Origin of the sequence: Pseudoduganella plicata (assembly GCF_004421005.1) — a bacterium.
GTDB classification, from domain to species: Bacteria; Pseudomonadota; Gammaproteobacteria; order Burkholderiales; family Burkholderiaceae_D; genus Rugamonas; species Rugamonas plicata.
This window is the reverse complement of sequence record NZ_CP038026.1, coordinates 1,034,144-1,060,243: the sequence shown is the minus strand read 5'-3', so window position 1 is coordinate 1,060,243 and position 26,100 is coordinate 1,034,144. Positions and strand designations below refer to the sequence as shown.

Below are 26,100 nucleotides of genomic sequence, written 5' to 3'. Positions count from 1 at the left end.
TACGCAACATTTCTTACCGCGTGCTTACGGTGTGGAGACAAAGGCGGGTTGGCCGCAGGAAGTCAGCCGGGTACGAGGCGGCGCGAATTGGCATCGGTGCGGAAGATAATCGGCTGGCCCGTCGACCGGAATGGCGAGTCCATGACAATGGCCTGCACGGCGGCATGCTGCGGCGAATGCGCACAGACGGGATCGGCGTTTGCCGCGTCGCCCGTCAGCGCATACGCCTGGCAGCGGCATCCGCCGAAATCCCGATGCTTTTCCGGGCACGTGCTGCAAGGCGACTTCATCCAGGCGTCGCCCCGGTAGCGGTTGAAGGCGCCGCTCGCGTACCAGATCTCCTCGACGCTGTAGTCGCGTACATTGGGAAAGGCGACGCCCGGCAGCGTGCGCGCGGCATGGCAGGGCAGGGCGGTGCCGTCCGGCGAAATACCGAGAAAGACGGAGCCCCAGCCGTTCATGCACGCCTTGGGCCGTTCCTCGAAATAGTCGGGCACGACAAACAGGATGCGCACCCGGCTGCCGATGCGGGCGCGGTATTCGTTGACGACCGCTTCGGCGCGCTGCAACTGCTCGCGGGTCGGTATCAATTGCGCACGGTTCACCATGCCCCAGCCGTAATACTGCGTGTTGGCCAGTTCCAGGTACTCGACGCCCATCGCCAGCGCCATGTCGATAATGCGGTCCACGTGGTCGAGGTTGTAGCGATGCAGCACCACGTTCAGCACCATCGGGTAGTCGTATTGCTTGATCAGGCGCGCCACGCGCGACTTCAGGTCGAACGTTTTGGTGCTCGACAGGAAATCGTTCATCTCGCGCGTGGAGTCCTGGAACGACAGCTGGATGTGGTCCAGTCCCAGTTCCTTCATCCGGGCGATCCGCGGCTCCGTCAGCCCGATGCCGGAGGTGATCAGGTTCGTGTAGAAGCCCAGCCGGCGTCCTTCGCCGATCAGCTCTTCCAGGTCGTCGCGCAGCAACGGTTCGCCGCCGGAAAACCCCAGCTGGGCCGCGCCGAGCCGGCGCGCCTGGCGCATCACGTCGACCCACTGCGCGGTCGAAAGTTCGGTCCGGTGGTGCGCGTAATCGACCGGGTTGTAGCAGAAGGCGCAGTGCAGCGGGCAGCGGTAAGTCAGTTCCGCCAGCAGCCACAGCGGTGCGGCAATGGGTGGTGCGCTCATGCGTCAGTCCAGCCAGCCGCGCTCGCTCGCGGCGCGCAGGAATCCGTCCACGTCCGCCGCAAGACCGCCCGTATCGAACGCGGCTTCCAGTTCGTCGACGATGGCCGGCACGCTGTGCTCGCCGTCGCAGCGCTTCAGGATTTCGGCCGCACTGCCATTGAGCTTGACCATGCCCTCCGGGTACAGCAGTACGTAGTTGCCTTGCGCTTCTTCCCATTGCATGCGGAAGCGGCGCGAAAGATGGGGTTTGTCGGGAATCACTGCGGCACCTCGCTGTCGGGGCAGGCTTTTTCGATGGCGTCGAGCATCGCCCACAGGATGTCGAGCTTGAACTGCAGGATGTCGAGGGCCCGTTCCTGCGCCGCCCGCGTCGTGAAGTGGTCGAGCGTGACCTGCAGGCCGTGCTCGACGTCGCGCTCGGCCAGGCGGATGCGGCTGCGGAAGTACTGCAGGCCGTCCGGGTCGATCCAGCCGTAGTGCACGGGCCAGTTGGCCAGGCGGTCCTTGTGGATTTGCGGCGCGAACATTTCCGTCAGCGACGAGCAGACCGCTTCCTGCCACGGTGCCTGGCGGGCAAAATTGACGTAGGCATCGACGGCAAACCGCACGCCGGGCACGACGTCTTGCTGCGACCATAACGCGTCCGCATCGAGCCCTACGGCCGCGCCCAGCCTCAGCCATGCCTCGATACCGCCTGCGTTGTCCTCCCCATTGCCGTCATGGTCGAGGATGCGCCGCACCCATTTGCGCCGCGTTGCACGGTCGGGGCAGTTCGCCAGGATGGCGGCGTCCTTGCGCGGAATGTTCACCTGGTAGTAGAAGCGGTTGGCGACCCAGGCGCGGATCTGCCCCGGGCGCAGCAGGCCGTCGTTCATCCGCACGTTGAACGGATGATGGACGTGATAGCCCGCGCCGCGGGCGCGCAGCTGCGCTTCGAATTCGCCGCGGCTCCAGGCCGGGTTGTCTGTCATAGGGCGATCTCCATGCCGTCGAAGGCGACTTCGATGCCGTGGCGCGCCAGGATCGCGCGCTGTTCCGAGTCGTCGTCCAGGATCGGGTTGGTATTGTTGATGTGAATAAGGACCTTGCGGCATTCCAGCCGGTCCAGCACGGCAATCATGCCGCCTTCGCCCGACTGCGGCAGGTGGCCCATGTCGGCCGCGCTCTTGTGGGAAAAGCCGTGGCGGATCATTTCGTCCTCGCGCCAGAACGTGCCGTCCACCAGCACGCAGTCGGCCTGGCGCATCGCCGCATCCACTTGCGGCTCGACGGCGCCCAGCCCCGGCGCGTAAAACAGCGACCGGCCGCTCGCCAGGTTTTCGATCAGCAGGCCGATGTTGTCGCCCACCTGCGGATGCGCCCGGTGCGGCGAGTAGGGCGGCGGCTTGCTCGAGAGCGCCAGCGGCGTGAAGCGCACCCCATCCATGCCCGGCACGTGCACCGGATGCATGGCCGGGCCGTCGCCGACGGTGTCCAGCCGATGCCAGCGCAGGCCGCAATAATGCGACAGCACGGGCGCCAGCGGCAGGTCCGTGTTGAGATCGTTCCACACGGGCGCCGTGCAGTACAGCGGCAGCGGTTTTCCCTCCCGCAGCATCAGCAGGCCCGTGACGTGGTCGACCTGCGCATCCATCAGCATCACGGCGGCGATGCCGGAATCACGCGTTGCCCGCGCCGGTTGCAGCGCCGGCGTGGCGCGGATCTGCGCCAGGATGTCGGGCGAGGCATTGATCAGCAGCCAGTCCGTGTCATTGGACGAGACGGCAATCGACGACTGCGTGCGCGGCGTGGCGGCAACCGTCCCGCTGCGCACACCACGGCAGTTGCGGCAATTGCAGTTCCACTGGGGGAAGCCGCCGCCCGCAGCCGATCCCAGAACGATGATCCTCACGGGCGACTGCCTGCGCTAGCGGTTGGCGATGTACAGCGTGATTTCAAAACCGAAGCGCAGGTCGGTGAATTGCGGTGTGGTCCAGGTCATGGTCGCTCTCCTAGGGGTGGTCAAGATTGCTGCGGATGTGCAGTCGAGGATGCAGTAGCAGCAAGCGTGCCATCGAGTGGCTATGCGGGTGCAAGGCCGCTGGCGTGACACACCTGTCCCGTTTTGACACAGCGACTGTTGCGGAATCGATCAGTGCGTGACCGCGGGTGCCGGCGCGCGCAACTTCTGTCACGTTGCATCAATTCACCGTCTATGTGCATCAACTAACGTTTCGCGCATATTTCATTAATGAAGGGACTGGACGCGCGGCCCCTGTTGCGTTACAATTGATACACATTTACAACAGATTTGACGGCATCCTTGCCGGTTCCCTGCAGTACGGGGAACGTCGCAATCGGGCCATGCGCCCTTACTCAATACCGTTTGACGTTTTCGTCAAACAGCCAGGTGCCGCTGCCATTGCAGCGCACCCGCGTGGCCGGAAGTCCTGAACCCCAGCTTCTTCCGGCACGCACCTGACACCCCGGCATACAGGCATCGGCCTGGTCGGACACCCGTGTCTCGCCCCTGTCCGTCGCGAGCGTGCGCCAGCGCGCCAGCGTTATCGCCGAGTGCTTGTCGACGCCCCGGGGTTTGCCGATTCCCGTCACGGCCTGTGGCCGTCGGGTTTCACTCAACGCGAAATCGAAGGAGAACCACAACGTGGCCAAACAAATCCTCATCGACCATGTCTTCAAAGTGTTCGGCGATCAGCCCGACGAGGCCCTGGCGCTGGTACGCCAGGGCGCAGGCAAGCAGGACATCCTGGCCGCCACCGGCTGCACGATCGGCGTATTCGACGCCAGTTTTACCATCGAGGCAGGCGAGATCTTCGTCATCATGGGCCTGTCCGGTTCCGGCAAGTCCACGCTGGTGCGCATGCTGAACCGCCTGATCGAGCCGACCGCCGGCCGCATCCTGATCGACGGCGCCGACATCAACACGCTGCCGGACGCGCAGCTGCGCGCCTTGCGCCGCAAGGACATCAGCATGGTGTTCCAGTCGTTCGCGCTGCTGCCGCAACTGACGGTGCTCGACAACACCGCGTTCGGCATGGAGCTGGCGGGCATGCCGAAGTCCGAGCGCCACGCGTTGGCCCGGCAGGCGCTGGAACAGGTCGGCCTTGCCGGCTATGCCGCCAGCTATCCGGACGAGCTGTCCGGCGGCATGCAGCAGCGGGTCGGCCTGGCGCGCGCGCTGGCCTGCGATCCGTCGATCCTGCTGATGGACGAGGCGTTTTCCGCGCTCGACCCCATCATGCGCACGGAGATGCAGTCGGAGCTGCTGCGCCTGCAGCAGGTCAGGCGCCGCACCATCGTCTTCATTTCGCACGACCTGGACGAAGCCATGCGCATCGGCGACCGCGTCGCCATCATGAAGGACGGCCACGTGGTGCAGGTGGGCACGCCGGAGGAAATCCTGCGCCGGCCCGCCAACGATTACGTGCGCAGCTTCGTGCGCGGCGTCGATGCGGCGGCCGTCTTCAAGGCCGGCGATATCGCGCGCAAGAGCCAGATCATCGTGTCCGAATCGCCGGCGCGCGGTGCACGCGCCGCGCTGTCGATGCTTGAAGAGCAGGACCGGGCGTATGCCTATGTCGTCAATCCGCGGCGCCGCTTCCTCGGCGTGGTCTCGGCCGATTCGCTGCGCAGCGCGCTGGACGGCCACACGGGGCCGCTGGGGCTGGCGCATGCATTCCTGCCGGACGTGCAGACCATCGCCGCGGACGAACCCGTCGCCGGCCTGGTCGGCCAGGTGGCACAGCTCCCGTACGCCGTCCCCGTGGTGGCCAGCGACGGCGACTTCCGCGGCGCGATCAGCAAGACCACCCTGCTGAAATTCCTCGACCGCGACACGCCCGCCATAGCGGAACCACAGACTCAGAAAGGACAAGCATGAACACCGATACCGTCACCTCGCTGGAGCAGGGCACGCAGGCTGCCGCACCGGTCAATCCATGGCTGCCCACCCCTCCGACCGATACTTCGTGGCTGGACGCCGGCCCGCCCGCGGCGACACAAGAACACGCGAGCGCGTTATCACAGCTGTTCCACGGTTCGCTGCCGCTGCAAGCCTGGATCAACGACGGCCTGGGCTGGGTGGTCGCGCACTGCCGGCCGTTCTTCCAGGCCGTGCGCGCACCGATCGACGCGACCCTGACGGGTGCCGGCGACGTGCTGCTGGCCGCCCCGGCGCCCGTGGTGATCGCCATCGTCGGCCTGCTGGCATGGCAGTTCACCAGCCGCGCGCTGGCCGTCGGTACCGTGGCGGCACTGCTGGTAGTCGCGCTGCTGGGTGTCTGGCCCGAGGCGATGGTCACGCTGTCGCTGGTGCTGACGTCGCTCGCGTTCTGCCTGGCGATCGGCCTGCCGCTGGGGATCTTCCTGGCCAGCAGCGACCGCGCGCAGAACATCCTGCGCCCGCTCCTGGACGCCATGCAGACGACGCCCGCCTTCGTGTATCTGGTGCCGGTGGTGATGCTGTTCGGTATCGGCAATGCGCCGGGCGTCATCGTCACCATCGTCTTTGCCCTGCCGCCGCTGGTGCGCCTGACCACTCTGGGCATTCGCCAGGTGCGCCCCGACCTGATCGAAGCGGCGCGCGCCTACGGTGCGTCGCCCTGGCAGCTGCTGACGCGCGTGCAGCTCCCGCTGGCCATGCCGTCCATCATGGCGGGCATCAACCAGTCGCTGATGCTGTCGCTGTCGATGGTGGTGATCGCGTCGATGATCGCCGTCGGCGGCCTGGGCCAGATGGTATTGCGCGGGATCGGCCGCCTGGACATGGGGCTGGCTACCGTCGGCGGTCTGGGCATCGTCGTGCTGGCCATCACGCTGGACCGCGTGACCCAGTCGCTGGGCCAGCCGAGTCGCGGCGTGCGTCACTGGTACCAGACCGGCCCGGCCGGTTTCATCGTGCGCCTGGTGCGCGGTGCTTCCACGGCCTCCGGCCCGGCCGGCCACACCGCGCCCGCAGCCGCACAATAAGAAGAAAGGATCGTTATGCAGCACGTCAAACATTTCGAAGTAACACGCAGGAAGCAGCGCAGGTTCCAGTGGCTGTCGGCGCTGGCGCTGGCCGCGCTCACGCTGACCACGGGTCTGGCGCTGGCGCAGACGCCGGACGCCGGCCTGCCCGGCAAGGGCATCAAGGTCCAGGCGCTGCAAAGCCCGATCGGCGAAGAGACCTTCCAGACAATGCTGGTGGACCGGGCGCTGGAAAAGCTGGGCTATGAGCCACAGCCGATCAGGGAAGTGGATTATCCGACGGCGCACATCGCCATCGCCAACGGCGATGCGACGTACCTGGCCGTGCACTGGGACCCGCTGCACCGGGATTATTACGATAACGCGGGCGGCGACGCGAAACTGCTGCGCACGGGCCAGTACGCCGGTCCGGCCGCGCAGGGCTACATGATCGACAAGGCGAGCGCCGAGAAGTACCGCATCACCAATATCGACCAGCTGCGCGACCCGGCGATCGCGAAACTGTTCGACCATGACGGCGACGGCAAGGCCGACCTGACCGGCTGCAATCCGGGCTGGGGCTGCGAAGCGATGATCGAGCATCATCTGGACGCCTACAAGCTGCGGCCGACGGTCGCGCACGTGCAGGGCAGCTATTCCGCGCTGATCGCCGACACCATCGGCCGCTACCGGCGGGGCGAGCCGATCCTGTACTACACGTGGACGCCGTACTGGGTCAGCGGCGTGCTGGTGCCAGGCAAGGACGTCGTCTGGCTGCAGGCGCCGTTTTCGGCCAATCCGCAGGGCGCCAGCACCCGCCTGGACGACGGCAGCGACTACGGCTTTTCCGTCAATACGACACGCATCGTCGTCAACCGCGCCTGGGCCGAGAAGAACCCGGCGGCCGTCCGGCTGTTCGAAGTGATGCGCCTGCCGATTGCCGACATCAACGCGCAGAACGAGCGCATGCGCAAGGGCGAAAACACGCAGGCCGATATCGCGCGGCACACGGCCGGCTGGATCCGGTATCACCAGGCGTTGTTCGATGGCTGGATTGCGCAGGCGCTGGCGGCAGCGCGGGCGCCGGCAAAAGAGGGTAGTTGAGGCAACAGCAGGTAACGCCTGGAAGAGGGCCCGCGAAGCAGGCCCGATAACCGAAGGCACGTCAAAACCGGTGACAGGCACCACATTTTAAGGCACGTCAAAACCGGTGACAGGCACCACATTTTCAGTCGACGACACCGCCCGCGTGTCGTTCCACGCAGACCATCCCCGGTAGACGGTCTGGGTTCGATGACAGGCTTGCCCCCCGCCGGGATGTGCGCTCGTTATCTGCGTGGCCCGGCGGAGCGGATCGTCCGGACGATTTCCGCCGAGACCTGCCGCGCCAGCTGCCCAAGGATCTGCACCTCGGCAGCGCTGAGCTTGCGCGGCTTCGTATCGATGACGCACAGTGAGCCGAGCGCGAAGCCGCGGTCGTCCGTGACGGGCGCGCCGGCGTAGTACCGGAAGTGCGGCGCGCCCGCGACGGCCGGATTGTCGGCAAAGCGCGGGTCGGCGTCCATGCCGGAAAACTCCTGCACGCCCGGCTGCAGGATCGTGTGGTTGCAGAATGCCCAGCTGCGCGGCGTCTCGCGCAGGTCCAGGCCGATGCGCGTCTTGAACCACTGCCGGTCCTCGCTCAGCACCGTGATCAGCGCGTACGGCATCGACAGGCTCAGCGCCGCCAGCTGGGCCAGGTTGTCGAACACCTGTTCCGGGGCGCTGTCGAGAATGCCGGCGCGGCGCACGGCGGCCAGCCGGCGCGCTTCGTCGGGTCCGACGGGGAACGAGGCATCGCGCAGCTGGATCGGCAACGCCGGAGCCGGCAGCGGTTTCAGCGGCAATTGCCGCGCCAGCTCCGCCACGGCGGCCTCCGGCCCACCGTCCAGGCCGACCATCGTGAATGGCAGGTCCGCCGGCGCTTGCACGGACGGGCGGCTGGCGATCGCGATCTTCAGCCGGCTCAACGATGGGATGGCCCGCAGCGCCGTCAGGAAGCGCGGCAGCGACTCGTCCGGCCCGTCGCTCTGTACCAGCAGCATGTCGTACGCACCGCCGCCCAGGCCGACGGCGGCCGCAACGGGGTCGTCGACACAGTCGATCTGCGCCACGTCCAGCGTCGCCAATGCGCCCGTCCACCGTGCGTGGTCGTCCGCCGGCGCCAGCACCAGCACACGCCAGGCGACAGCCCGGGCATCGCTGCCCCGCTCCAGCGTCGCCAGCACGTCCGTCTCATACATGCGCCGGTGGCCGCCCGGCGTCTTCCACGAAGGAATGACACCGCTTTCGATCCACAGTTGCGCCGTGCGCGCCGAGACGCCCAGGATCTTCGCTGCCTGGGCCGTGGTGATGATGGGGCTGTTCATGGGCGGCAGTATAGCCGACGCCTGCCGGCCCCGGCGGCGGCGCGCGCACCGCATTCCTCACTGCATCCGATTTGCCAGCCGGCGCGTATATGGGATGCGGGCGAAGCGATCGCACGGCGCCCGCCATGCCAACCATACCAATCACCTGACATGAGTCATCATGAACGTCCATACCCGTTTGCGCGCGCTGGCCGCCGCCGCAGTCTTCGCCACCCTCGGCGCCCATGCCCATGCCGCCGATGCCGGCCCATCGGTCGTCATCGTGCATGGCGCCTTTGCCGACGGGTCTGACTGGGCCAGGGTGATCCCGCTGCTGCAGGCGAAGGGCGTCAAGGTGACCGCCGTGCAAAATCCGCTGACATCGCTGGCCGACGACGTGGCGGCGACCCGCCGCGCCATCGACAGCCAGCCCGGCAAGGTCGTGCTGGTCGGTCACTCGTGGGGCGGCACGGTCATCACCGAGGCCGGCCAGCACGACAAGGTGGGCAGCCTCGTCTACGTGGCCGCCTTCGCGCCCGAGGCCGGCAAGTCCACCGCCGAAACGGGCGAAGGGTATCCGGCCGCGCCCGGCAGCAAGCGGTTCGTGGCGGACCGGGAGGGCTACCTGACGCTGCCAGAAGCGGCCATGCGCGAAGACTTCGCGCAGGACGTGCCTGCCGTGCAGGCCGCCGTCATGACGGCAACGCAAGGACCGATCCAGTCCAAGGCGTTTGCCGACAAGGTGACGGTCGCCGCGTGGAAGACGCGGGCATCGTGGTTCATCGTCAGCAACCGGGACCGGATGATCGACCCCGGCCTGCAGCGCGCCATGGCGAAAAAGATCGGCGCCAGGACGACGGAGCTGGCCGCCAGCCACGTGCCCCAGCAGTCGCGCCCGGCGGACGTCGCCAAGGTGATCCTGGACGCGGTGGCGGCAACGCGGCAGGGCAGCTAGACGGGCCGGCCAACGTCGAGCAAGCCTTCTTCGGCCAGCTGCATCGCCTGGCCGATCAGGGCCCGCATCTTCGGCTGGTTCTGGCTGCGCATGGGGAAGTACAGGTAGAGGCCGGACGTCCCGGGCACGTGGCGCGTCAGCGCGCGCACCAGGCGGCCTTGCCGGATGTCTTCCTCGATCTCGATATCGGGCAGCCACGCGATGCCCAGCCCCTTGCGGGCCAGCTCGGCGATCATCCCCGTGTCGTTGGCGCACACGGCGGCGTCCGTATCGAGCAGCAGTTCGCCGTCGCTGTCCGTGAAGCGCCACGGTGGCAGCACGCCGGACGTGGAGAAACGGTAACGGATCGTGGCATGCCGCAGCAGGTCGCGCGGCACCTGCGGCGTGCCGTGCCGCGCGAAATAGTCGGGTGCCGCCACGATCGACCACGACAGCGGCCGGCTGAGGCGCATCGCCACCATGTCCTGCGCCACCGACTGGCCCAGCCGCACGCCCGCATCGTAGCCGGCGCCCACCAGGTCCACCAGGCCGTCGTCGAGGGACAGGTCGAAGGTGATGTCCGGACAGGCCGTGCGCATGCGCGGCACCAGATGCCGCGCCAGCAGGTAGCCGAAGGCGCGCGGCGCCGTGATGCGCAAGTGCCCCGAGGGCCGCTGCTGGAACCGCGCCAGTTCGTCAAACGCCTCGTCGATCTGGCCGACGGCGGGCTTCAGGACCGCCAGCAGGTTCGTCCCCGCATCCGTCAGCGCAACGCTGCGCGTATTGCGGGTAAACAGCGTCACCCCATGCTTTCCCTCCAGCGCACGCACCCCCTTGCTGACGGCCGTCGGGCTGACGTTCAGGCGCCGCGCCGCGTGCGTGAAACTGCGGTGTTCAGCAACGGCAAGAAAGAGGCGGATCAGTTCGAGGGAGCTCATGTCGGTCATTTTGAACTTGTGGTTCATGGAGCATAGCGCTTTGACGGCTTTTTCGCCATGCCGCCCGACCGTACACTGGCGCCACACTTTCAACAGGAGAACTCCATGATTGACTTACCCAGCCAGGTCGCGGCCTATGTGGACGCGGCCAACCACCAGGACACGGCGGCGATTGCCGCGAGCTTTACCCCCGACGGCACCGTGCGCGACGAAGGCGCCGTGCACCGCGGCACCGCCGCGATCGCGGCATGGGCGCGCGAGGTGGCGCAGCGCTACCGGTTCACCATCGAACCGCGCAGCGCCACGCAGGCCGACGGCCGCTACCGCCTGCACGCTACCGTGCATGGCAACTTCCCCGGCAGTCCGACGGCGATGGCGTTCGCGTTCGTGCTGGAGCCGGGCGGCATCGGCGCACTGGAGATCGCTGCATGAGCGACTATTCCTTCACCGGCAAGCACGCGCTGGTCACGGGCGGCACCAAGGGCATGGGCGAGGCGATCGTGCGCACCCTGGCACAGCGCGGCGCCACGGTCATCACCACGGCGCGTAACGCCCCGACGGAGCCCATCGAGGGTGTGCGCTACCTGCAGGCGGACATCGGCACCGCTGCCGGCGCGCGCCATGTTGCCGACATCGTCGGGCGCGAACTGGGCCATCTGGACTTCCTCGTCAATAACGTCGGCGGTTCGTCGGCACCGGGCGGCGGCGCGCTGGCGCTGACGGACGAACTGTGGGACGACGCCCTCCAGTCGAATCTGCTGGCGGCCGTGCGGCTGGACCGCGCCTTCCTGCCGGCCATGCTGGCGCGTGGCGCCGGCAGCATCGTGCACATCACGTCGATCCAGCGCCGGCTGCCGCTGTACGACGCCACGGTTGCCTATGCCGCGGCCAAGGCGGCGCTCAGCAATTACAGCAAGTCGCTGGCCAACGAGTTCGGTCCGCGCGGCATCCGCGTCAACAGCGTGGCGCCCGGCTTTATCGAGACGACAGCCGCGCAGGGCCTGATCGAAAGGATGGCGGCGCATCGGCAAATGAGCGTGGCCGAGGCGCGCAACGACCTGATGGCGTCGCTCGGCGGCATCCCCATCGGGCGGCCAGGAAGGCCACAGGAAGTTGCCGAACTGGTAGCATTCCTCCTGTCACCACTGGCCGTGTCCGTGCATGGCGCGGAACTGGTGATCGACGGCGGAACGATCCCGACGGTCTGACCACCGATGCAGCGGCCCGCCGCGCTTGGCGTGGCCGCTGTCTCGACTACTCAACGGATGGACCCATGACAAAGCTTCCCATTGTTCCCCGCTCGTCGGCACCGCTGCGCGGCGCGGACCTGCCATTGCTGATCTCGCTGAACGTGCTGCTGGAGGAGTGCAACGTCACGCGGGCGGCCATGCGCCTGCACTTGAGCCAGCCGGCGCTCTCGGCGCAGCTGTCGCGCCTGCGGCTGCTGTTCGGCGACCCGTTGCTGGTGCCCGCCGAGAGCGGACGCGGCCTGGCGCCATCGCCGTTCGCCTTGAAGCTGCATCGCCGGCTGCAGCCGGCACTGCTGGCGCTGACGACGGCCGTGCGCCCCGCCACGGACGACTTCGACCCGGCACGGGCGGCGCGCATCTTCACGCTGGCCGCCAATAATACGGCCACGGCCGTCGTGCTGCCCGGCCTGGCGGGGCGGCTGCAGGCGCAAGGCAACCGGCAATTGCAGCTGAGGCTGGCCAGTCCGGACGAACCCGACCTGGCGAGCCGGCTGGAACGCGGCGAGGTCGATCTCTGCTTCAGCGCGGCGTGCCTGCTGCCACCAGGCCTGATGAGCTGCGAGCTGGTCACGGCGCCATACGTGCTCGTGCAGCGCGCCGGGCACGCCCGGGGCAGGGCACCGATGACCCTGGACGATTACCGCATGCTCGACCACGTTAACGTTGCGCGCGACGGCAGCCTGCACGGCGCCATGGACGAGCAACTGTACCGGCTGGGCCATACGCGCCATACCGTGGTGGCCGTGCAGGATTTCACGGCCGTGGGGCGATCGTGGCGGCGAGCGACCTGGTCTGCGCTGTCCCGGCCTTCCTGGGGCCGTCGATGCCGCCCGGCGTCGACATCGTCGAGCTGGCCTTCCCGTTCCTCACGTACTCGATGTGCATGGCCTGGCACGCGGCGGGCGACGACGACCCGGGCCTGCAGTGGTTGCGCTCCCAGGTGCAGGCCGTCATGGCGGACAGAGGATTGGCCCCCGGCCTGGCCTGACGGACGCGCTGCCCGGGCGATGCGGCGTCCCCGCCTCCTCGAGGCACGTGCGCAGCCGTTCAAGGCCGCGCCGCAGCCAGCTCTTTGCCGTCCCCAGCGGCACTCCCAGGTGTTGCGCCATCTCCGCATGCGTCATGTCGCGCCCGAAGGCCAGCGCGATGGTCTGGCGGTGCGGCGGCGCCAGCCGCATCAGCGCCCCTTCCAGCTGTGCCAGCCCGGTGGCGTCGGCGCTCGCATCCACCTCCGCGTTGGCTTCCGCTAGCGCTGCCTCCGGCGATGCAATGATCGGGTCGCAGGCATGGCTGCGCAGCATGCTCAGCGCCCGGTTCCGGACAATGGCGATCAGCCACGTCATCGGGCTGCCGACGCCCGGGCGGAATGAACCGGCGTGCAGCCAGATGCTCAGGTAAGCCTCCTGCAGCGCTTCCTCCGCCAGGCTGGGCGAGCGCAGCAACGTCAGGGCGACGTGGTACAGGTATTCGCGGGTCAGTGCGTGCAGTGCCTTGAACGCCGCATGGTCGGCGTGGGCGGCGACGATCAGGTTTGCCAGATGGCGATGTCGTGGGGAGGGGGAGCTCATGGACGGATCGTGCGGCAATCCGCCGGACCAGACCAATCGATTCTGCGTATGGCGAGCCATCGACGCCGCGTGGTCACGGGCCACCATCGACGGGGCCGATCGCTGGCCATATCGAATGCGAATCGGCAGAAACGATCAAATCGATATAATCGGCAACTTCATGGCGGTGCATCCCATGCAACAGCACGTCGCGGCAGCGTCGCAGGCGTCCATCCCAACTTGAATCCAACACGACGAGTACAGCATGACCATCACGATTTCCGACGAACGCGCATTCGCGCAGGCCGTCCAGGCCAACCAGGCGGCCCGGTGCCGCCAGACCGAGTTTGACTTCATTGTTTGCGGTGCCGGTTCCGCCGGCTCCGTGGTCGCGGCCAGGCTGGCCGAACATCCCGAAGTGCGGGTGCTGCTGCTCGAAGCCGGCGGCAGCGACGAGGCGGCCAGCGTCACCGAGCCGGCGCTGTGGCCGCACAACCTGGGCACGGAGCGCGACTGGGGCTTCATGGCCGAGCCGAACGAATTCCTCAACGGCCGGTCGATCCCGATGAACATGGGGAAGGTGCTGGGCGGCGGGTCCAGCATCAACGTCATGGTGTGGGCCCGCGGCCACCGCAGCGACTGGGACTACTTTGCCGCCGAGGCGGGCGACGATGCGTGGAACTATGCCTCCGTGCTGGACATCTACCGCCGCGTCGAAGACTGGCACGGCCCGGCCGACCCGGCACGCCGGGGCGAGGGCGGTCCTGTCTACGTGGCGCCGGCCCGCGATCCGCAACCGACGGCAACCGCCATGCTGGAAGCCGCCCGTTCGCTGGGCGTGCCCACGTTCGACAGCCCGAACGGCGCCATGATGGAAGGAGACGGTGGCGCAGCCATCAACGACCTGCGCATCCGCGACGGCAAGCGGCTGTCGGTGTTCCGGTCCTACACGTATCCGCGCATGGCCCAGCCCAACCTGACGGTCATCACGGGCGCGCTGGTGTCGAAACTGACGTTCGACGGCAACCGGGTGGCGGGTGTCGACGTCATTCTCGACGGGCAGCCGGTGCGGTTCCATGCCGCGCGCGAGGTGGTGCTGTCGCTGGGCGCCGTCAACACGCCCAAGGTGCTGATGCAGTCGGGGATCGGCCCGGAAGACGAGCTGGCACGGCACGGCATCAAGGTCCGCCAGCACCTGGCCGGCGTCGGCAGGAATCACCAGGATCATGTGTCGTTCGGCTGCATCTGGGAGTACCGCGAACCGCAGCAGGTGGGCAACGGCGGGTCGGAAGCGACGCTGTACTGGAAGAGCAACCCGACGCTGGACGCGCCGGACATGCTGCACTGCCAGGTCGAATTCCCCGTGCCCAGCGCCGAGAACGCGGCGCGCGGCGTGCCGGCGCATGGCTGGACGATGTTCGCCGGCCTGGCGCATCCGAAGAGCCGCGGCCGCCTGCTGCTGTCCGGCCCCGATGCCGACGATGCGATGATCATCCGCGCCAACACGCTGTCGCACCCGGACGACATGGCGTCGGCGCTGGCGAGCGTGCGGATGTGCCGCGAGCTGGGCAACGCCAGCGCATTCCGCCACCTCGTCACGCACGAGAGCATGCCGGGCAACCTGGGGCTGGAGGACATGCAGCGCTACCTGCGCAACGGCGCCGTCACGTACTGGCACCAGTCCTGCACGGCCAAGATGGGGCGCGATACCATGTCGGTGGTCAATGGCGACCTGGAAGTGTATGGCGTCAGGAACCTGCGCATCGCCGACTCGTCGATCATGCCCCGCATCACGACGGGCAATACGATGGCGCCGTGCGTCGTTATCGGCGAGCGCGCCGCGGACATCCTCAAGGCGAAGTACCACATCTGAGGGCAGCTTCGCCTCTTCGTCATCCCCAGGAAAGGAAGGACTCATGAAATTTATCGTGACGTTAATGGCCGCGGCGCTGTCCGGCACCGCCAGCGCGGAAGTGCCGCGCTACGAAACGCTGCCGGATGTGCCGGCGTTGCCCGCGCTGGCGCAGCAGGGAGTCGTCCGGAGCGGCGACGCCGGCATCTGGTACGGCACCGCCGGCACGGGCACGCCCGTGATCCTGCTGCACGGCGGCCGCGCCAGCAGCCTGACGTGGGCCCACCAGGTACCGGCGCTGGCCGCCCGGCACCGCGTGATCCTGATCGACAGCCGCGGGCACGGCCGCAGTACCCTGGGGCGGAAGCGCTGTCGTACGGGCGGATGGCGCAGGACGTCCTGGCCGTGATGGACCGGCTGCGGCTGCGCCATGCGGCCCTGGCCGGCTGGAGCGACGGTGCCATCGTCGGCCTGGAGGTGGCCCGGCAGCAGCCGGCCCGCGTCAGCCGGCTGTTCGCCTTCGGCATCAACGTCAACCGGCGCTATCTGGAAGCGCCGGTCGCCTCACCCGTCCTGGAGGCGATCGGCCCGCGCCTGCTGGCCGACTACGAGTCCGTGGCGCCCGATCCGCAAGGCTTCGCGCAGCTGAGCGAAGCAGTGGATGCCATGCAGGCGCGTGAACCGGACTACAGCGATGCGCAACTTGCGGCGATCCACGGCCCGCGCATCGCCGTCGCCGCGGCGGACCACGACGAGTTCATCACGATGCGTCACTTCCGCTATGCGGCCGCCACGATACCCGGCGCCCGGCTGGTCGTGCTGCGCGACGTCAGTCATTTCGCGCCCTGGCAGGACCCGGCCGGGTTCAATGCGGCGCTGCTGCGCTTCCTGAAGGACTGAGCGGTCAGCCGCCGACGGGAATCACGAACGCCCTGAGCTCGACCATCTTGCCGTCGCGAAAGCGCCAAACGTCGCAATAGGCGTGCGGGATAGGCTTGCCGGCGGCGTCGTTGGCGGTGATGTCGCCCAGGGCGATGACATGGTCGCCGTCGGCCAGCAGCGCGTGCACGCTGAACGCCGGCGGCGTCGTGTATTCCGTGGCCATCCACTGGCGCACGGCGTCCTTGCCGTGCAGCGTCTCGCCGCCCACGGTAGACCATTCGATATCGTCGGCGCAGTGGGACAGGAACGTTTCGTTGTCGCCCGCGGTGACGGCCGCGTTTGCCGCCTGCAGGATTGCCTTGTTGGTGTCGGACATGGCTGCTCCATGTTGGTCTGTTCGCTTGTGTGAATGCGTAGGCCGCCGGTTACCGCTACGACGACACGTCGATCCTCGGCTTCTCGCACACGCATTTTCCGGCAGCGGCCACTCGGACCTGGGCGATGTGCTCCTGATGCCGTACAGCGGCGAGACCAAGCTGGAGCCTGGCTACCCGGAGCGTCCGTTCTCCGGCTACCGCTCGCGTTTCTCGCACGACGACGAACAGGCCGAACCGGGCTACTACGCCGTCCGGCTGAAGGACCACGACGTGAACGTGGAACTGACTGCCAGCGAGCGCGTGGGGCTGCACCGCTACCGGTATGCGAAGGACGTGCACGCCCAGGTGATCCTGGATCTGCGCCAGAGCATCTACGACTACACCAGCAAGAACCTGTGGTCGCGCCTGCGCGTGCGCGACGCGTACACCGTCACCGGCATGCCCGAAACGCGGCTGGACGCCGGGGCGCCAGCTGTACTTCGCCGTCCGCTTCGCGCAGCCGATCGTGGCCCGCCAGCTCGTCAACCGCGAGGAAGGCGTCGAGTACAAGGGTTTTGCTCCGCCGGGCAAGACGCCCGCGCACAAGGTACTCGTCGAGGGCAAGGCGCTGGTTGCGGCGCTGGACTCCGGCGTGCCCGCCGATGGCACGCTGCTGGTAAAGGTGGCGCTGTCGCCTGTCAGCGAGGACAATGCCATCGCCAACCTGGAAGAAATGCCCGGCTGGGACTTCGACGCGGAGCGCCGGCAGGCCGGCAACGCTTGGAACGACGCGCTCTCGACGGTGGCCATCGACGCGCCCGAACCGATGCGCACGATGGTCTACACGAGCCTGTACCATGCGATGCTGACGCCGTCGCTGTTCATGGACCGCGACGGCAGCTACCGCGGCCCGGACAATGCCGTCCACAAGGCGGACTGTTACCGCTTTCACTCCACGTTTTCGCTGTGGGACACCTACCGGGCGCTGCATCCGCTGCTGACCCTGACGGCAGCGGAGGAACGCAATGGCGACTTCATCCGCTCGCTGATCGCCTCGCGCCAGCACAGCCCGCACGGCATCCTGCCAGTCTGGCAGTTCCATGGTCTGGAAACGTGGTGCATGATGGGCTACCACGCGGTACCCGTCATCTCGGACGCCTACATGAAAGGCATCAAAGGCTTCGACCCGGAGCAGGCGCCGGCGGCGATGACGGCCAGCGCCGAATATGGCCCGTACGGCGGCCTGGAACATTATATGAAGCTGGGCTACGTGCCGATCGACCTGGAACCGGAAGCGGCGTCGAAAACCGTCGAATACGCGTTCGACGACTGGCGATCGCGCGGATGGCGGAAAAGATGGGCAAGCGCGACGTCGCCGCGCGGTATTTCCAGCGCGCGCAGAACTGGCGCAACGTCTTCGACAAGAAGACAGGTTTCGTGCGCGCCCGCAAATCGACGGGCGAATTCCGCACGCCATTCAATCCCGTGCAGTCGAACTTCGGCAGCGACTACACGGAAGGCAGCGCCTGGCAGTACTCATGGTGTATGCCGCACGACAACGCGGGCCTGATCGCGATGCTGGGCGGCGACTCGGGCCTCGTCGCAAAGATCGACCAGGTGTTCGACGCCAAGGTCGACGACGACGTCTACGCCCACATGGAAGACATCTCGGGCCTGATCGGCCACTACGCCCACGGCAACGAACCGTCGCACCACGTCGCCTACCTGTACAACTACGCGGGCGCCCCATCGAAAACCCAGGCGCGGCTGGCGCAGATCGTCGCCAGCCAATACTCCGCCAGGCCGGACGGCCTGGCCGGCAACGACGACCTGGGACAGATGTCCGCCTGGCTCGCCTTTACGGCACTGGGCTTCTACCCGGTCGCCCCGGGCAGCAACGAGTACGTTATCGGGCGGCCGTTCGTCGATCGGGCTGTTCTGAAGGTCGCCGATGGAAAAACGTTCACGATCCGCGCCGAGAATCTCTCAGAAGTGAACGGCTATGTCGGCAAGGTGACGCTGAAGGGCCAGCCTCTGGAGCGGTCATTTATCCGGCACGAGGAAATCATGGCGGGTGGGGAGCGCGTGTTTAGCATGCAGGCGGCGCCGAAGGGGGAGTGGGGCAGGGCGATGGGGGCTCGGCCTTATTCGTTGACGGGGTATTGACGAGTTCGGCCACCGGCATTATCCCTGCGATGGCGGGCGTAGCGCTCCAGTCGCTGCGGTCGCACGACTTGTCAAGAGGCTATCACCGGGCGGCCATTCGTCAACCGGGCCGTGCTCAATCTGGGCGAGCTTCACCGCTGTCGCTATGAGCTAGATATCTTTCCATCTGGGCCGACCCAGAGGAGCGCGGGCAGATCGTAAAAATAGTTGTTGAGGTCGATATCGTGCTCGTCCTTAACATGCGGAGGCCAACCTGCTTGCAGGAAGCTGATAATCTCTTCCGCGGAAGCATGCCATACCTCGCCCAGCGGGTCGCTGGGCTTGCAAAACTTCACTTTCCCCTCAGCGAGCCAGCGCCTCAAGATCTCAAAGAACGCATCCTTTTGGTCGTCGAACGCTAAACCAGGATTATTTCCTTCAATTGCACTAAATAGGCCGGATATCCACAGTCCGAACGCATCGTTATAAATTTTATCGATATTCGAGATGATCATGGTTTGCGTCCTATCAGGAACTTCATCTCGGGGTTGTAGGTGGTGCCAGTAATCGCTTTTGGGATGTCAATCGTCCATGCTGGCCCAGTAGTCGCAGACGAAGAAGAGAAATCTCTTAAATTCATGTTTCCATAAGGGGTTCGGACGGTATACAAGGTTCCTTTTCCAGCAATTTGTCGCCCGGCCGGTAGGTCCATGCCTGAAAGTTCACGGAAATACGCTTTCACTTCGTCTGCGGTGACCCCGGCGTACATCTTCGCGTTACCTGTGTTGGGCAACTCTACAAGGGACCTATTGCCGATTTGCGGTCCGCTTCTGGCATTGGTCGGGCTGAAAATCTCGGCCACCTCGCTGGTTCTGTCGATGCTGGCAGCAGATCCAGTCGGTGGACACGGAGTTAGCCCAAGAGGGTCTACCCAGGCGGCCGGATTATACGCGTAGCTATATGTGTTTGTTCCACCCACCAGTCCTATCGGATCGTTTGAGGCAAACCGCCCAATGTCGGGATCGTAGTAGCGGAACCGGGTGTAGTGCAACCCAGTTTCGTTGTCGAAGTATTGTCCCTGGAAGCGAATCGGCTGCGCATCGTCGAGAAGCTGTGCATCCACTGCCGCAGGCGTCGTTGCCACTTCTTCATCCACGACCCGAAGTACGTTACCCCAAGCCCGATACTGCGCAGCCCAAACCACCCGTCCATCCGAGTCCGTCAGCTCGCGCGGCGTGCCGAGGTGGTCCGTGTGCAGATGCCGAACTTCCGCCAGCGAAGTGCCATCGCTACTGTTGACGGAATCGATTCGTGCCAGCGGCACAAATGCGTCTTCGCCGTAAACGTAGGTCCGGCAATGACTTGCGCGCTGCTCACACAGCAGTCGGTTGCCGTCCCAGACGAAGCGAGTAGTGCCGAACGCATCGCGCTTGGCGATACGACGGCCAAACGGATCGTAGACATAGCGGGTCGTCTGCGCAGTGTCGGAAGAATTGCGCGCAACGATGCTTTTCACCAGCTGATGCGCGGGATTCCACTCGAAGCGCATCCGGGTATGCTTGCCGACCAGCTTTTCGCTGACGTTGCCATGCGCATCGTAGTCGTAGCGCTTGTCCTCGTAGACGCGGACGCGGTTGCCTTCCACACGTCCGCCTGAGCCGACTGTGGTGTCCAGCAAGTTGTGCGCCGGGTCGAATGCGAAGCGTTCGGTCAGGTCGGGTTGCACGGCCGACAGGATGCGCCCGATCGGGTCGTAGCTGTAGTGCGTGACACCGTTGCGACGGTCGTCGATGGAGATCAGGTTGCCGATCGCGTCGTATTCGTACTTGCGCGCGATGATGGTCTCGGCGCCTTGGCCCGCCGTTTGCGACAGCAGCCGGCCGACGGGATCGTACTGGAACTGGCTGACCAGTGCGCCTTGCGTGCGGCTGACCATCCGGTGCGTCATGTCACGTTCGATGTCGGTGACAAGGTCTCCGTCGAGGTTGATCTGGTGCAGGTGGCCCGAGCCGTAGAAGAGCGAATTGAGCACGCGGCCATCCGGCAACGTCGTCTGCACCCGGTTGCCCAGCTCGTCGTAAGCGTGGCGCAGCAGCGATGTCGTGCCGGACGCTTCCGTCGCCTCCGTGATCAGCTGCCCCAGCGCGTCATAGCCCAGGCTGACGGTGGCGTCGGCGTTGATGGCCTGCGTCAGCCGGCCCAGCGCGTCATAGGCGAACCGCAGTCTCAGTTGCTGGGCTTGCGCCAGGCCCGTCACGCGCGAGATCACCTTCTCCGTCAGCTGGCCCAGCGGGTCGCGCACGTACGTCGTCGCAATCGGCGTCGTCTCGTCGCGCGGCGCGCAGCCCAGTTCTTCCTTGCCGACCAGCAGGCCGCTGCCGTCGTAGCTGTAACGCGTCAGGCGCGCATCGAACGTGGTCTCCTCGGCCAGGCGGTCGAGGGCGTCGTAGACAAAGCGGTGGGCGTCGCCGTTTTCGTTGATCAGCTCGGCGATGCGGCGGGCTTCGTCGTAGCGGTATTCCAGTACGCCGCCGCGCGCGTCGATGCGCCGTAAAGGCTTGCCGTCGCGGTCGAGTTCGTAGGCGGTGCGGTGACCGGCCGGGTCGACGTGGGCGATCAGTCGGCCGAGGCTGTCGTATTCGTAGCGTTCGGTGGCGCCGTCCGCGTGCGTGACCGATGCCAGACGGCCGAGTGCGTCGTAGGCGTACGTGCTGGCGTTGCCGTTGGCATCGACGGCGCGGACGAGGCGGCCTTGCGGGTCGTAGCTGAAGCTGCTGGTGCTGCCCGAGCAGTCCGTGTAGGCGATCAGCTGGCCGGCGCGGTTGTAGTCGAGCTTCTTGACACCGCCGCGCGCGTCCGTCGCCTGGACCGGCAGGCCGCGGTCGTCGTACTGGTACGCGGTGCGCTGGCCCAGCGGGTTCGTCACGCTGGTGAGATTGCCCAGCGCGTCGTAGCGCAGGGTTGTCCTCGCGCCGAGCGCGTCCGTGATAAAGGCCGGCTTGTCGAAGCGGGCGTCGTAGACGATGCCCGTCCCATGGCCGCCCCGCTCGATGCGAATGATGCGGCTGCGCTCGTCGTAGCGGTAGCGCACCTGGCGGCCGGCCGGGTCCGTCAGCGCCAGCAGGTTGCCGTTGGCGTCGAGCTGGTGCGTGGTGACGCCACCGCTGGCGTCGATGTGTTCGATCAGGCGGCCCTTGGCATCGAAGCGGTAGCGTTGTATCCGGCCGAGCCCGTCGGTGACGACCGTTTCCTTCGGCTGATACGCGAAGGTCCACACTTGGCCGATATTGGTCCAGTTGCGCAGCACCTTGCCGTCGGGACTCTCGACGTCGTATTCGTAGCGAGAGATCAGGCCGTCGGGCTGGCCATGTTCGACCATGATGTGGTGGCTGTAGGCAAACTGACGCACAACGTCGCCAGCGCGGTTGCGCACGCGGCGCAGGTCGCCGATGGCGTCGTATTCGTAGCGCACCAGCGTTTCGGCAGCACCCTCCGACAGCAGCGCCACGCCCAGCAGACGCACGCCGCCGTGCACGTTATCAAATTCCAGCGCAAGGCTGTGGCCGGCACTGTCCTCGATGCGGACCGGCAATTGCCGCGCGTCGTACTCGATGCGGATGTGGTTGTTGTTGCGGTCCCGCCAGCCGACCAGGCGGGCCGTATCGCCGCCGTACAGGACGGCAAACTGGGTACGCAGGGCATTGCTGTCGATCAGCTCAAACGTGGTGTCGCCCGTGCGCTCCAGCGTGATCTGCTCGGACGGCGAATAGATGGCTTCGCTAACGCGCGGCAGCGAGAACGTGACGGCGCGCTCGAACACATCCTCGATGACGACTTCGTCCGCGCCGATCCGCAGCGTGTCGCTGATGGGCAAGGCCCAGCCTTGGCCCAGCCAGCCCGTCTGCCGCAGGGCCGAGCTGTAGGTCCGTTGCCAGACGAGCGGCAGCGGTGCCGGCAGCGCGAAGTCCAGGTCGAGCTCGCCCATGAGGATCTTGCTGCCCGTGTTCGGATTGACGGGGTGGCCCACCAGCTCGCAGGGCGCCGGACGCTTCGCTTCGCCTTGCGTGGCCGGACGGGACGGTTCCGGCGTTTTGTCGGGTGCCGGCCGGGCGGCGGGCTTGGCGGCGCCGCCTTCGACGGCGCCTTGCGCGCTGGCCGTCTTCGGCTGCAGGTTCGGGTGACGGCGCAGCGCGCCTTCGTTCTGTCGCACCCATTCGCCGAACCTCGGGCCCAGCTTGCTTTTCGACAGATTCTGGATCAGCGTTTTCGCCTGGCCGCGCGACAGGTACAGCACCAGCGCCGTCAGCACCGCCTTGACGAGCAGGAATTCGCCGTGCGCGAACGACTGGGTCGCGTCCTCCATCAGCGCCTTGCGCGCCCCGTGCGCGTTCCCCGGCAACAGCCCGGCCGACCAGGCCGTGGCAAAACCGTGGCCGAATTCCCGGCACATGTCGGGAACGGTCTTGCTGACGTCCATGACCAGCATGCCCAGGCCCATCCAGGCGAGGATTTCGCCACCGACGGCCGCGCCGGCCTGCGCGCCGATGGCCGCGCCGGGAATCGCACCGACGCCGCCGGCAAACGCCCCGATGACGCCCCCCGCGGCAGCGCCCAGCACCGCGCCACCGCCCAGGTACAGGGCGATCTCCCTGGCGATGCCGAACAGCAGGTCGACCACCATCGAGACGTCGATGCCTTCGAGCTGCGTCTTGAGCAGCTTGCGGAACTGCGCCTCCGAGCCTTCCAGTGCCATGCCCACAGCCATCATCGACGGCACGCCGCTGGCGTTCGCGCCCGCCTGGGCGACGTCCATCAGCGCGTCGCCGGCACGGTTGGACCAGCGCTGCACGCGCCGCTCGATGTCAAGCCGGGTCTGGGCGCCGCCCCGTTCGTAGTTGCGCTGCATGCTGCGCAGCGCTTGCGTCAAATCGGTCCAGTTGCTGGAGGAATCGGGCATTTGTGCTGCGGGCAGTGAAGGGGCTGCGGCGCCGGCGGCAGATTAAAGCCATGTCAGCCGGGCCTGGATTTCTGATAGTATAAACACAATTTATCAAAAACCTAAGATTGCGCGTTTGAGCCAGCCGTTCCCACGCGCCCAGGCGCGGCGTCCTCTAACCCGGCCTCCGATGCGCCCAGCAGGAGTCGTCTTATGTCTTCAGATCAGATCGATAGTCCGGCGCGACCGGACCAGCTTCCCGCTGACGCCAAGCCCTTCAGCCTGTCGGCTGCCGGCAAGCTTGCCGGCAGCGCGGCCGGGTTGGCCGGCGTCGACGCGAAGGCGCTCGGGCTTGCCGGCACCGCGCTGGACGCGGCGGCGACGCTGCAGGCCGGATCGGGCGCCGCTGCCCTGGCGACCGGCCTGAGGGGCCTGGCGGGGCAGGCCAATCCCCAGCTGGGACAGGCGCTTCAGGTTGCATCCCAGCTGCAGTCGCTGGCGCAGCAGGGCGGGAACGTGGCGGGCCAGGCCGGCCAGGCCGCCGCGTTGATCAAGGAGACGCCGACGGCATCCGCCGTTGCAGAAGCCGCCGCACCGGCCTTGGAAAAACTCGTCATTGCCGAGCATCCGCTGGCAGGACAGGCCGTCAGCGATTTCGCCGCGGCCGACCCGCAATACGTGCCCGCGGCCATCGACCCGTCCGTGCAGGGCGACGAGGAAGCGGCAGTGGCGGGCGCGCTGGCCCGGTTCAACGACGGCACGCGCCTGCTGCGCTTCTTTTCGCCGCTGACGGGCGAAAAGGCGCTGCTGATCGAATCGCTGAACGGTACCTCCGGGCTGTCCGAACAGTTCGTCTTCAACCTCAGCCTGATTTCGGAAAATGCCGCCATCGACCTGAAAGACCTGATGGGCAAGAACGTCAGCGTGGCCGTGCAGCTGGCCGACGGCGGCGATCATTTCATCAACGGTTATGTGCATTCCTTCGGCTTCAGCCATGCCGACGGCGGCTTCGCGTTCTATCACGCGCAGATCGTGCCCTGGTTCAGCTACCTGAAGCAGCGCGTCAATTCGCGCATCTTCCAGGACCAGAGCGTGCTGGAAGTGATCGACACGCTGTTCAAGGGCGATTATAACGGCCTGGCCAATTACGAGTTCCGCACGGGCCAGACCTATCGTCCCGAAACCTATATCGTGCAGTATGACGAGACGGACGAACATTTCGTCAGCCGGCTGATGGAAAAATACGGCCTGTTCTATTATTTCGAGCACAAGCCGAACGGCCACGTCATGGTCATCAGCGACGATTCGCGCTCCAGCGTATTCTGCCCGCCGCAGCAGCACCATGCGGAAGTGGAATTCAACGGCGGCAACCGCTGGCACGACCGCGACAGCGTGACGGCCCTGGCCGCCGAGCGCAATCTGCAGCCGACCAAGGTTGCCCTGAACACCTTCGACTTCAAATCCCCGAATACGCTGCAATACGTGGAACTGCCCACGGTGACGCAGCAGGGCGACATGCCGACCATGGAAGTCTACGACGGCAATCCCGCGTTCTCGTACAAGGACAAGGACGACGGCACACGGGAAGCGCGCCAGCGGCTGGAAGTGCTGGAATGGCAGGCCAAGGTGTTCACGGGCGCGTCGGATTGCCGCGGCCTCATTGCCGGCCATACCTTCAAGCTGCTCGACCACCACTGGTTCGACCCGGCCGGCGACGGCGACAACGACTTCATCGTGCTGTCGGTGCAATATAGCGCCCGGAATAACTACTTCGCGCGCGGGCAGGCCGACGTCTACCGCAACACCTTTACGGCCATCCGCCGCAAGATTCCGTATCGGCCGCGCCGGGTTCACCAGATGCCGCGCATGCCCGGACCGCAGACGGCCACCGTGGTCGGCCCGAAGGGCACGGAAATCCATACGGACAAGTTCGGCCGCATCAAGGTGCAGTTCCACTGGGACCGCTACGGCCGCCGCGACGAGCGCAGCTCGTGCTGGATCCGCGTGTCGCAGCCGTGGGCAGGGCAAGGGTGGGGCACGATTTCGATTCCCCGCATCGGCCAGGAAGTGATCATCGATTACCTGGAAGGCGATCCGGACCGGCCTGTCTGCACGGGCCGCCTGTTCAATGCGGACCAGCCGGCGCCGTATGGCCTGCCGGACGGCGCCCACATGATGGGCTTCAAGAGCCGTTCCACACCGGGCGGTGGCGGCTTTTGCGAAATGGTGATTCACGACCAGAAGGGCAAGGAGCTGATCAATATCCATTCGCAGAAGGATATGGTCACCACGGTCCAGAACACGCAGGCAACGGTCGTGAACGGGCCGCACCAGACCAATACGGTCAGCAGCGGCTACCAGACCAACACCGTCAAGCAGTACATCGTCACGACGGCGCAGACGGGGCATATCCACGAGACCGCCAAGACGAATATCGAGCTGACGGCCGAGGATGCGCACATCCACCAGACGGCGAAAACCCATATCGAGCTGACGGCCCAGGACGACTACATCCACCAGACGGCCAAGACCAATATCGAGCTGGTGGCGCAGAACGCCCACCTGCACCAGACGGCCAAGCAGAACATCGAGCTGACGTCGCAGACCGAGCACATCCACCTGAAGGCGAACACGGACATCACGCTGGAAGTGGGCAGCAGCAAGATCGTGCTGCAGGCGGACGGGACGATCCTGATTCAGGGCGTCAACGTGACCGTTCTCGGCAGCCGGATCGACCTGAACAAATGA

At 66.4% G+C, this 26,100-nt stretch carries 23 protein-coding genes and 3 pseudogenes; 14 read left to right on the top strand and 12 right to left on the bottom strand.

The genetic code is table 11. The features are described from left to right. Nucleotides 1-62: 62 nt before the first annotated feature. The 6 genes from pqqE to E1742_RS26365 form a co-directional block, all read right to left on the bottom strand. Nucleotides 63-1,178 (bottom strand): pyrroloquinoline quinone biosynthesis protein PqqE, encoded by a 1,116-nt coding sequence (gene pqqE / locus E1742_RS04520; RefSeq protein WP_134383748.1) that lies wholly within the window; start codon nucleotides 1,176-1,178, stop codon nucleotides 63-65. 3 nt (nucleotides 1,179-1,181) lie between these two features. Then, nucleotides 1,182-1,439, bottom strand: a complete 258-nt coding sequence (pqqD, locus tag E1742_RS04515) for a pyrroloquinoline quinone biosynthesis peptide chaperone PqqD (RefSeq protein ID WP_259772429.1) — start codon at nucleotides 1,437-1,439, stop codon at nucleotides 1,182-1,184. Then, entirely contained in the window at nucleotides 1,436-2,149 is a 714-nt protein-coding gene (pqqC, locus tag E1742_RS04510; protein ID WP_134383747.1) for a pyrroloquinoline-quinone synthase PqqC, read from the bottom strand. The genes pqqD and pqqC overlap by 4 nt, the downstream gene beginning before the upstream one ends. Then, nucleotides 2,146-3,069, bottom strand: coding sequence for a pyrroloquinoline quinone biosynthesis protein PqqB (gene pqqB, locus E1742_RS04505; protein ID WP_134383746.1), 924 nt, complete (start codon nucleotides 3,067-3,069; stop codon nucleotides 2,146-2,148). The genes pqqC and pqqB overlap by 4 nt, the downstream gene beginning before the upstream one ends. 15 nt (nucleotides 3,070-3,084) lie before the next feature. Then, on the bottom strand, nucleotides 3,085-3,159 hold the full coding sequence (gene pqqA, locus E1742_RS04500) for a pyrroloquinoline quinone precursor peptide PqqA (protein WP_134388015.1): 75 nt from the start codon (nucleotides 3,157-3,159) through the stop codon (nucleotides 3,085-3,087). Nucleotides 3,160-3,533: 374 nt separating this feature from the next. Next, a complete protein-coding gene (locus tag E1742_RS26365; RefSeq protein ID WP_134383745.1) occupies nucleotides 3,534-3,830 on the bottom strand; it encodes a hypothetical protein in 297 nt (98 codons plus the stop codon). Between E1742_RS26365 and proV the strand changes: the two genes are divergently transcribed. From proV to proX, 3 genes are read left to right on the top strand one after another with little or no spacing between them, the layout of a single operon-like run. Continuing rightward, complete coding sequence (gene proV, locus E1742_RS04490) at nucleotides 3,823-5,058, top strand: glycine betaine/L-proline ABC transporter ATP-binding protein ProV (RefSeq protein WP_134383744.1); 1,236 nt, start codon at nucleotides 3,823-3,825, stop codon at nucleotides 5,056-5,058. The genes E1742_RS26365 and proV overlap by 8 nt on opposite strands. Next, nucleotides 5,055-6,146, top strand: coding sequence for a glycine betaine/L-proline ABC transporter permease ProW (gene proW / locus E1742_RS04485; RefSeq protein ID WP_134383743.1), 1,092 nt, complete (start codon nucleotides 5,055-5,057; stop codon nucleotides 6,144-6,146). The genes proV and proW overlap by 4 nt, the downstream gene beginning before the upstream one ends. Before the next feature lie 15 nt (nucleotides 6,147-6,161). Next, nucleotides 6,162-7,229 (top strand): glycine betaine/L-proline ABC transporter substrate-binding protein ProX, encoded by a 1,068-nt coding sequence (proX, locus tag E1742_RS04480; protein ID WP_134383742.1) that lies wholly within the window; start codon nucleotides 6,162-6,164, stop codon nucleotides 7,227-7,229. Nucleotides 7,230-7,453: 224 nt separating this feature from the next. On the opposite strand, the gene E1742_RS26630 is transcribed toward proX, so the two are convergent. Next, on the bottom strand, nucleotides 7,454-8,533 hold the full coding sequence (locus E1742_RS26630) for a GAF domain-containing protein (RefSeq protein WP_166793421.1): 1,080 nt from the start codon (nucleotides 8,531-8,533) through the stop codon (nucleotides 7,454-7,456). 160 nt (nucleotides 8,534-8,693) lie between these two features. Between E1742_RS26630 and E1742_RS04470 the strand changes: the two genes are divergently transcribed. Continuing rightward, complete coding sequence (locus E1742_RS04470; protein WP_134383740.1) at nucleotides 8,694-9,467, top strand: alpha/beta fold hydrolase; 774 nt, start codon at nucleotides 8,694-8,696, stop codon at nucleotides 9,465-9,467. Here E1742_RS04470 and E1742_RS04465 read toward each other — a convergent pair. After that, nucleotides 9,464-10,393: a LysR family transcriptional regulator gene (locus E1742_RS04465; RefSeq protein ID WP_229466518.1), complete on the bottom strand. Its 930-nt coding sequence runs from the start codon at nucleotides 10,391-10,393 to the stop codon at nucleotides 9,464-9,466. The genes E1742_RS04470 and E1742_RS04465 overlap by 4 nt on opposite strands. Before the next feature lie 96 nt (nucleotides 10,394-10,489). Here E1742_RS04465 and E1742_RS04460 point away from each other — a divergent pair, with 96 nt between their 5' ends. The 4 genes and pseudogenes from E1742_RS04460 (at nucleotide 10,490) to E1742_RS26620 (ending at nucleotide 12,622) form a co-directional block, all read left to right on the top strand. Next, complete coding sequence (locus E1742_RS04460) at nucleotides 10,490-10,816, top strand: nuclear transport factor 2 family protein (RefSeq protein ID WP_166793420.1); 327 nt, start codon at nucleotides 10,490-10,492, stop codon at nucleotides 10,814-10,816. After that, the gene (locus tag E1742_RS04455) at nucleotides 10,813-11,592 is read left to right on the top strand and encodes an SDR family oxidoreductase (protein WP_134383738.1); all 780 of its coding nucleotides are present in this window, start codon (nucleotides 10,813-10,815) and stop codon (nucleotides 11,590-11,592) included. The genes E1742_RS04460 and E1742_RS04455 overlap by 4 nt, the downstream gene beginning before the upstream one ends. Nucleotides 11,593-11,657: 65 nt before the next feature. After that, nucleotides 11,658-12,338 (top strand): annotated as a pseudogene (locus tag E1742_RS27345) (LysR family transcriptional regulator); the annotation flags it as partial. Between the two features lie 68 nt (nucleotides 12,339-12,406). Next, entirely contained in the window at nucleotides 12,407-12,622 is a 216-nt protein-coding gene (locus E1742_RS26620; RefSeq protein WP_166793364.1) for a type 2 periplasmic-binding domain-containing protein, read from the top strand. Here E1742_RS26620 and E1742_RS26615 read toward each other — a convergent pair. Then, nucleotides 12,585-13,202: an RNA polymerase sigma factor gene (locus E1742_RS26615; protein ID WP_166793419.1), complete on the bottom strand. Its 618-nt coding sequence runs from the start codon at nucleotides 13,200-13,202 to the stop codon at nucleotides 12,585-12,587. The genes E1742_RS26620 and E1742_RS26615 overlap by 38 nt on opposite strands. 244 nt (nucleotides 13,203-13,446) lie before the next feature. On the opposite strand from E1742_RS26615, the gene E1742_RS04440 reads away from it, so the two are divergent. From E1742_RS04440 to E1742_RS04430, 3 genes are read left to right on the top strand one after another with little or no spacing between them, the layout of a single operon-like run. Then, the gene (locus tag E1742_RS04440) at nucleotides 13,447-15,054 is read left to right on the top strand and encodes a GMC family oxidoreductase (RefSeq protein ID WP_134383735.1); all 1,608 of its coding nucleotides are present in this window, start codon (nucleotides 13,447-13,449) and stop codon (nucleotides 15,052-15,054) included. A gap of 43 nt (nucleotides 15,055-15,097) precedes the next feature. Beyond that, entirely contained in the window at nucleotides 15,098-15,442 is a 345-nt protein-coding gene (locus E1742_RS04435) for an alpha/beta fold hydrolase (protein ID WP_134383734.1), read from the top strand. Continuing rightward, nucleotides 15,418-15,933, top strand: a complete 516-nt coding sequence (locus tag E1742_RS04430; protein WP_134383733.1) for an alpha/beta fold hydrolase — start codon at nucleotides 15,418-15,420, stop codon at nucleotides 15,931-15,933. The genes E1742_RS04435 and E1742_RS04430 overlap by 25 nt, the downstream gene beginning before the upstream one ends. Before the next feature lie 4 nt (nucleotides 15,934-15,937). Here the strand turns inward: E1742_RS04430 and E1742_RS04425 are convergent, their stop codons facing one another. After that, nucleotides 15,938-16,291 carry a nuclear transport factor 2 family protein gene (locus E1742_RS04425; protein WP_134383732.1) on the bottom strand — a complete coding sequence of 118 codons (354 nt, stop codon included), beginning with the start codon at nucleotides 16,289-16,291 and terminating at the stop codon, nucleotides 15,938-15,940. On the opposite strand from E1742_RS04425, the pseudogene E1742_RS27210 reads away from it, so the two are divergent. Continuing rightward, nucleotides 16,290-16,679, top strand: a pseudogene (locus E1742_RS27210) (hypothetical protein); the annotation flags it as partial. The gene E1742_RS04425 and the pseudogene E1742_RS27210 overlap by 2 nt on opposite strands. 325 nt (nucleotides 16,680-17,004) lie before the next feature. Then, a pseudogene (locus E1742_RS27340) lies at nucleotides 17,005-18,437 on the top strand (GH92 family glycosyl hydrolase). 143 nt (nucleotides 18,438-18,580) lie between these two features. On the opposite strand, the gene E1742_RS04415 reads toward E1742_RS27340, so the two are convergent. Together E1742_RS04415 and E1742_RS04410 are read right to left on the bottom strand one after the other, a co-directional pair. Beyond that, nucleotides 18,581-18,931: a hypothetical protein gene (locus E1742_RS04415; protein ID WP_134383731.1), complete on the bottom strand. Its 351-nt coding sequence runs from the start codon at nucleotides 18,929-18,931 to the stop codon at nucleotides 18,581-18,583. Further along, complete coding sequence (locus E1742_RS04410; RefSeq protein ID WP_134383730.1) at nucleotides 18,928-23,373, bottom strand: DUF6861 domain-containing protein; 4,446 nt, start codon at nucleotides 23,371-23,373, stop codon at nucleotides 18,928-18,930. Before E1742_RS04410 ends, E1742_RS04415 begins: the two co-directional genes overlap by 4 nt. Nucleotides 23,374-23,565: 192 nt before the next feature. Between E1742_RS04410 and tssI the strand changes: the two genes are divergently transcribed. Continuing rightward, a complete protein-coding gene (tssI, locus tag E1742_RS04405; RefSeq protein WP_134383729.1) occupies nucleotides 23,566-26,100 on the top strand; it encodes a type VI secretion system tip protein TssI/VgrG in 2,535 nt (844 codons plus the stop codon).

Excerpts from the sequence above, each read along its gene's own strand:
- pqqE (WP_134383748.1), bottom strand. The coding sequence starts at position 1,178 with ATGAGCGCACCACCCATTGCCGCACCGCTGTGGCTGCTGGCGGAACTG.
- pqqC (WP_134383747.1), bottom strand. The coding sequence starts at position 2,149 with ATGACAGACAACCCGGCCTGGAGCCGCGGCGAATTCGAAGCGCAGCTG.
- proW (WP_134383743.1), top strand. The coding sequence starts at position 5,055 with ATGAACACCGATACCGTCACCTCGCTGGAGCAGGGCACGCAGGCTGCC.
- proX (WP_134383742.1), top strand. The coding sequence starts at position 6,162 with ATGCAGCACGTCAAACATTTCGAAGTAACACGCAGGAAGCAGCGCAGG.
- E1742_RS26630 (WP_166793421.1), bottom strand. The coding sequence starts at position 8,533 with ATGAACAGCCCCATCATCACCACGGCCCAGGCAGCGAAGATCCTGGGC.
- E1742_RS04470 (WP_134383740.1), top strand. The coding sequence starts at position 8,694 with ATGAACGTCCATACCCGTTTGCGCGCGCTGGCCGCCGCCGCAGTCTTC.
- E1742_RS04465 (WP_229466518.1), bottom strand. The coding sequence starts at position 10,393 with ATGACCGACATGAGCTCCCTCGAACTGATCCGCCTCTTTCTTGCCGTT.
- E1742_RS04460 (WP_166793420.1), top strand. The coding sequence starts at position 10,490 with ATGATTGACTTACCCAGCCAGGTCGCGGCCTATGTGGACGCGGCCAAC.
- E1742_RS04455 (WP_134383738.1), top strand. The coding sequence starts at position 10,813 with ATGAGCGACTATTCCTTCACCGGCAAGCACGCGCTGGTCACGGGCGGC.
- E1742_RS26615 (WP_166793419.1), bottom strand. The coding sequence starts at position 13,202 with ATGAGCTCCCCCTCCCCACGACATCGCCATCTGGCAAACCTGATCGTC.
- E1742_RS04440 (WP_134383735.1), top strand. The coding sequence starts at position 13,447 with ATGACCATCACGATTTCCGACGAACGCGCATTCGCGCAGGCCGTCCAG.
- E1742_RS04435 (WP_134383734.1), top strand. The coding sequence starts at position 15,098 with ATGAAATTTATCGTGACGTTAATGGCCGCGGCGCTGTCCGGCACCGCC.
- E1742_RS04430 (WP_134383733.1), top strand. The coding sequence starts at position 15,418 with ATGGCGCAGGACGTCCTGGCCGTGATGGACCGGCTGCGGCTGCGCCAT.
- E1742_RS04425 (WP_134383732.1), bottom strand. The coding sequence starts at position 16,291 with ATGTCCGACACCAACAAGGCAATCCTGCAGGCGGCAAACGCGGCCGTC.
- E1742_RS04415 (WP_134383731.1), bottom strand. The coding sequence starts at position 18,931 with ATGATCATCTCGAATATCGATAAAATTTATAACGATGCGTTCGGACTG.
- E1742_RS04410 (WP_134383730.1), bottom strand. The coding sequence starts at position 23,373 with ATGCCCGATTCCTCCAGCAACTGGACCGATTTGACGCAAGCGCTGCGC.
- tssI (WP_134383729.1), top strand. The coding sequence starts at position 23,566 with ATGTCTTCAGATCAGATCGATAGTCCGGCGCGACCGGACCAGCTTCCC.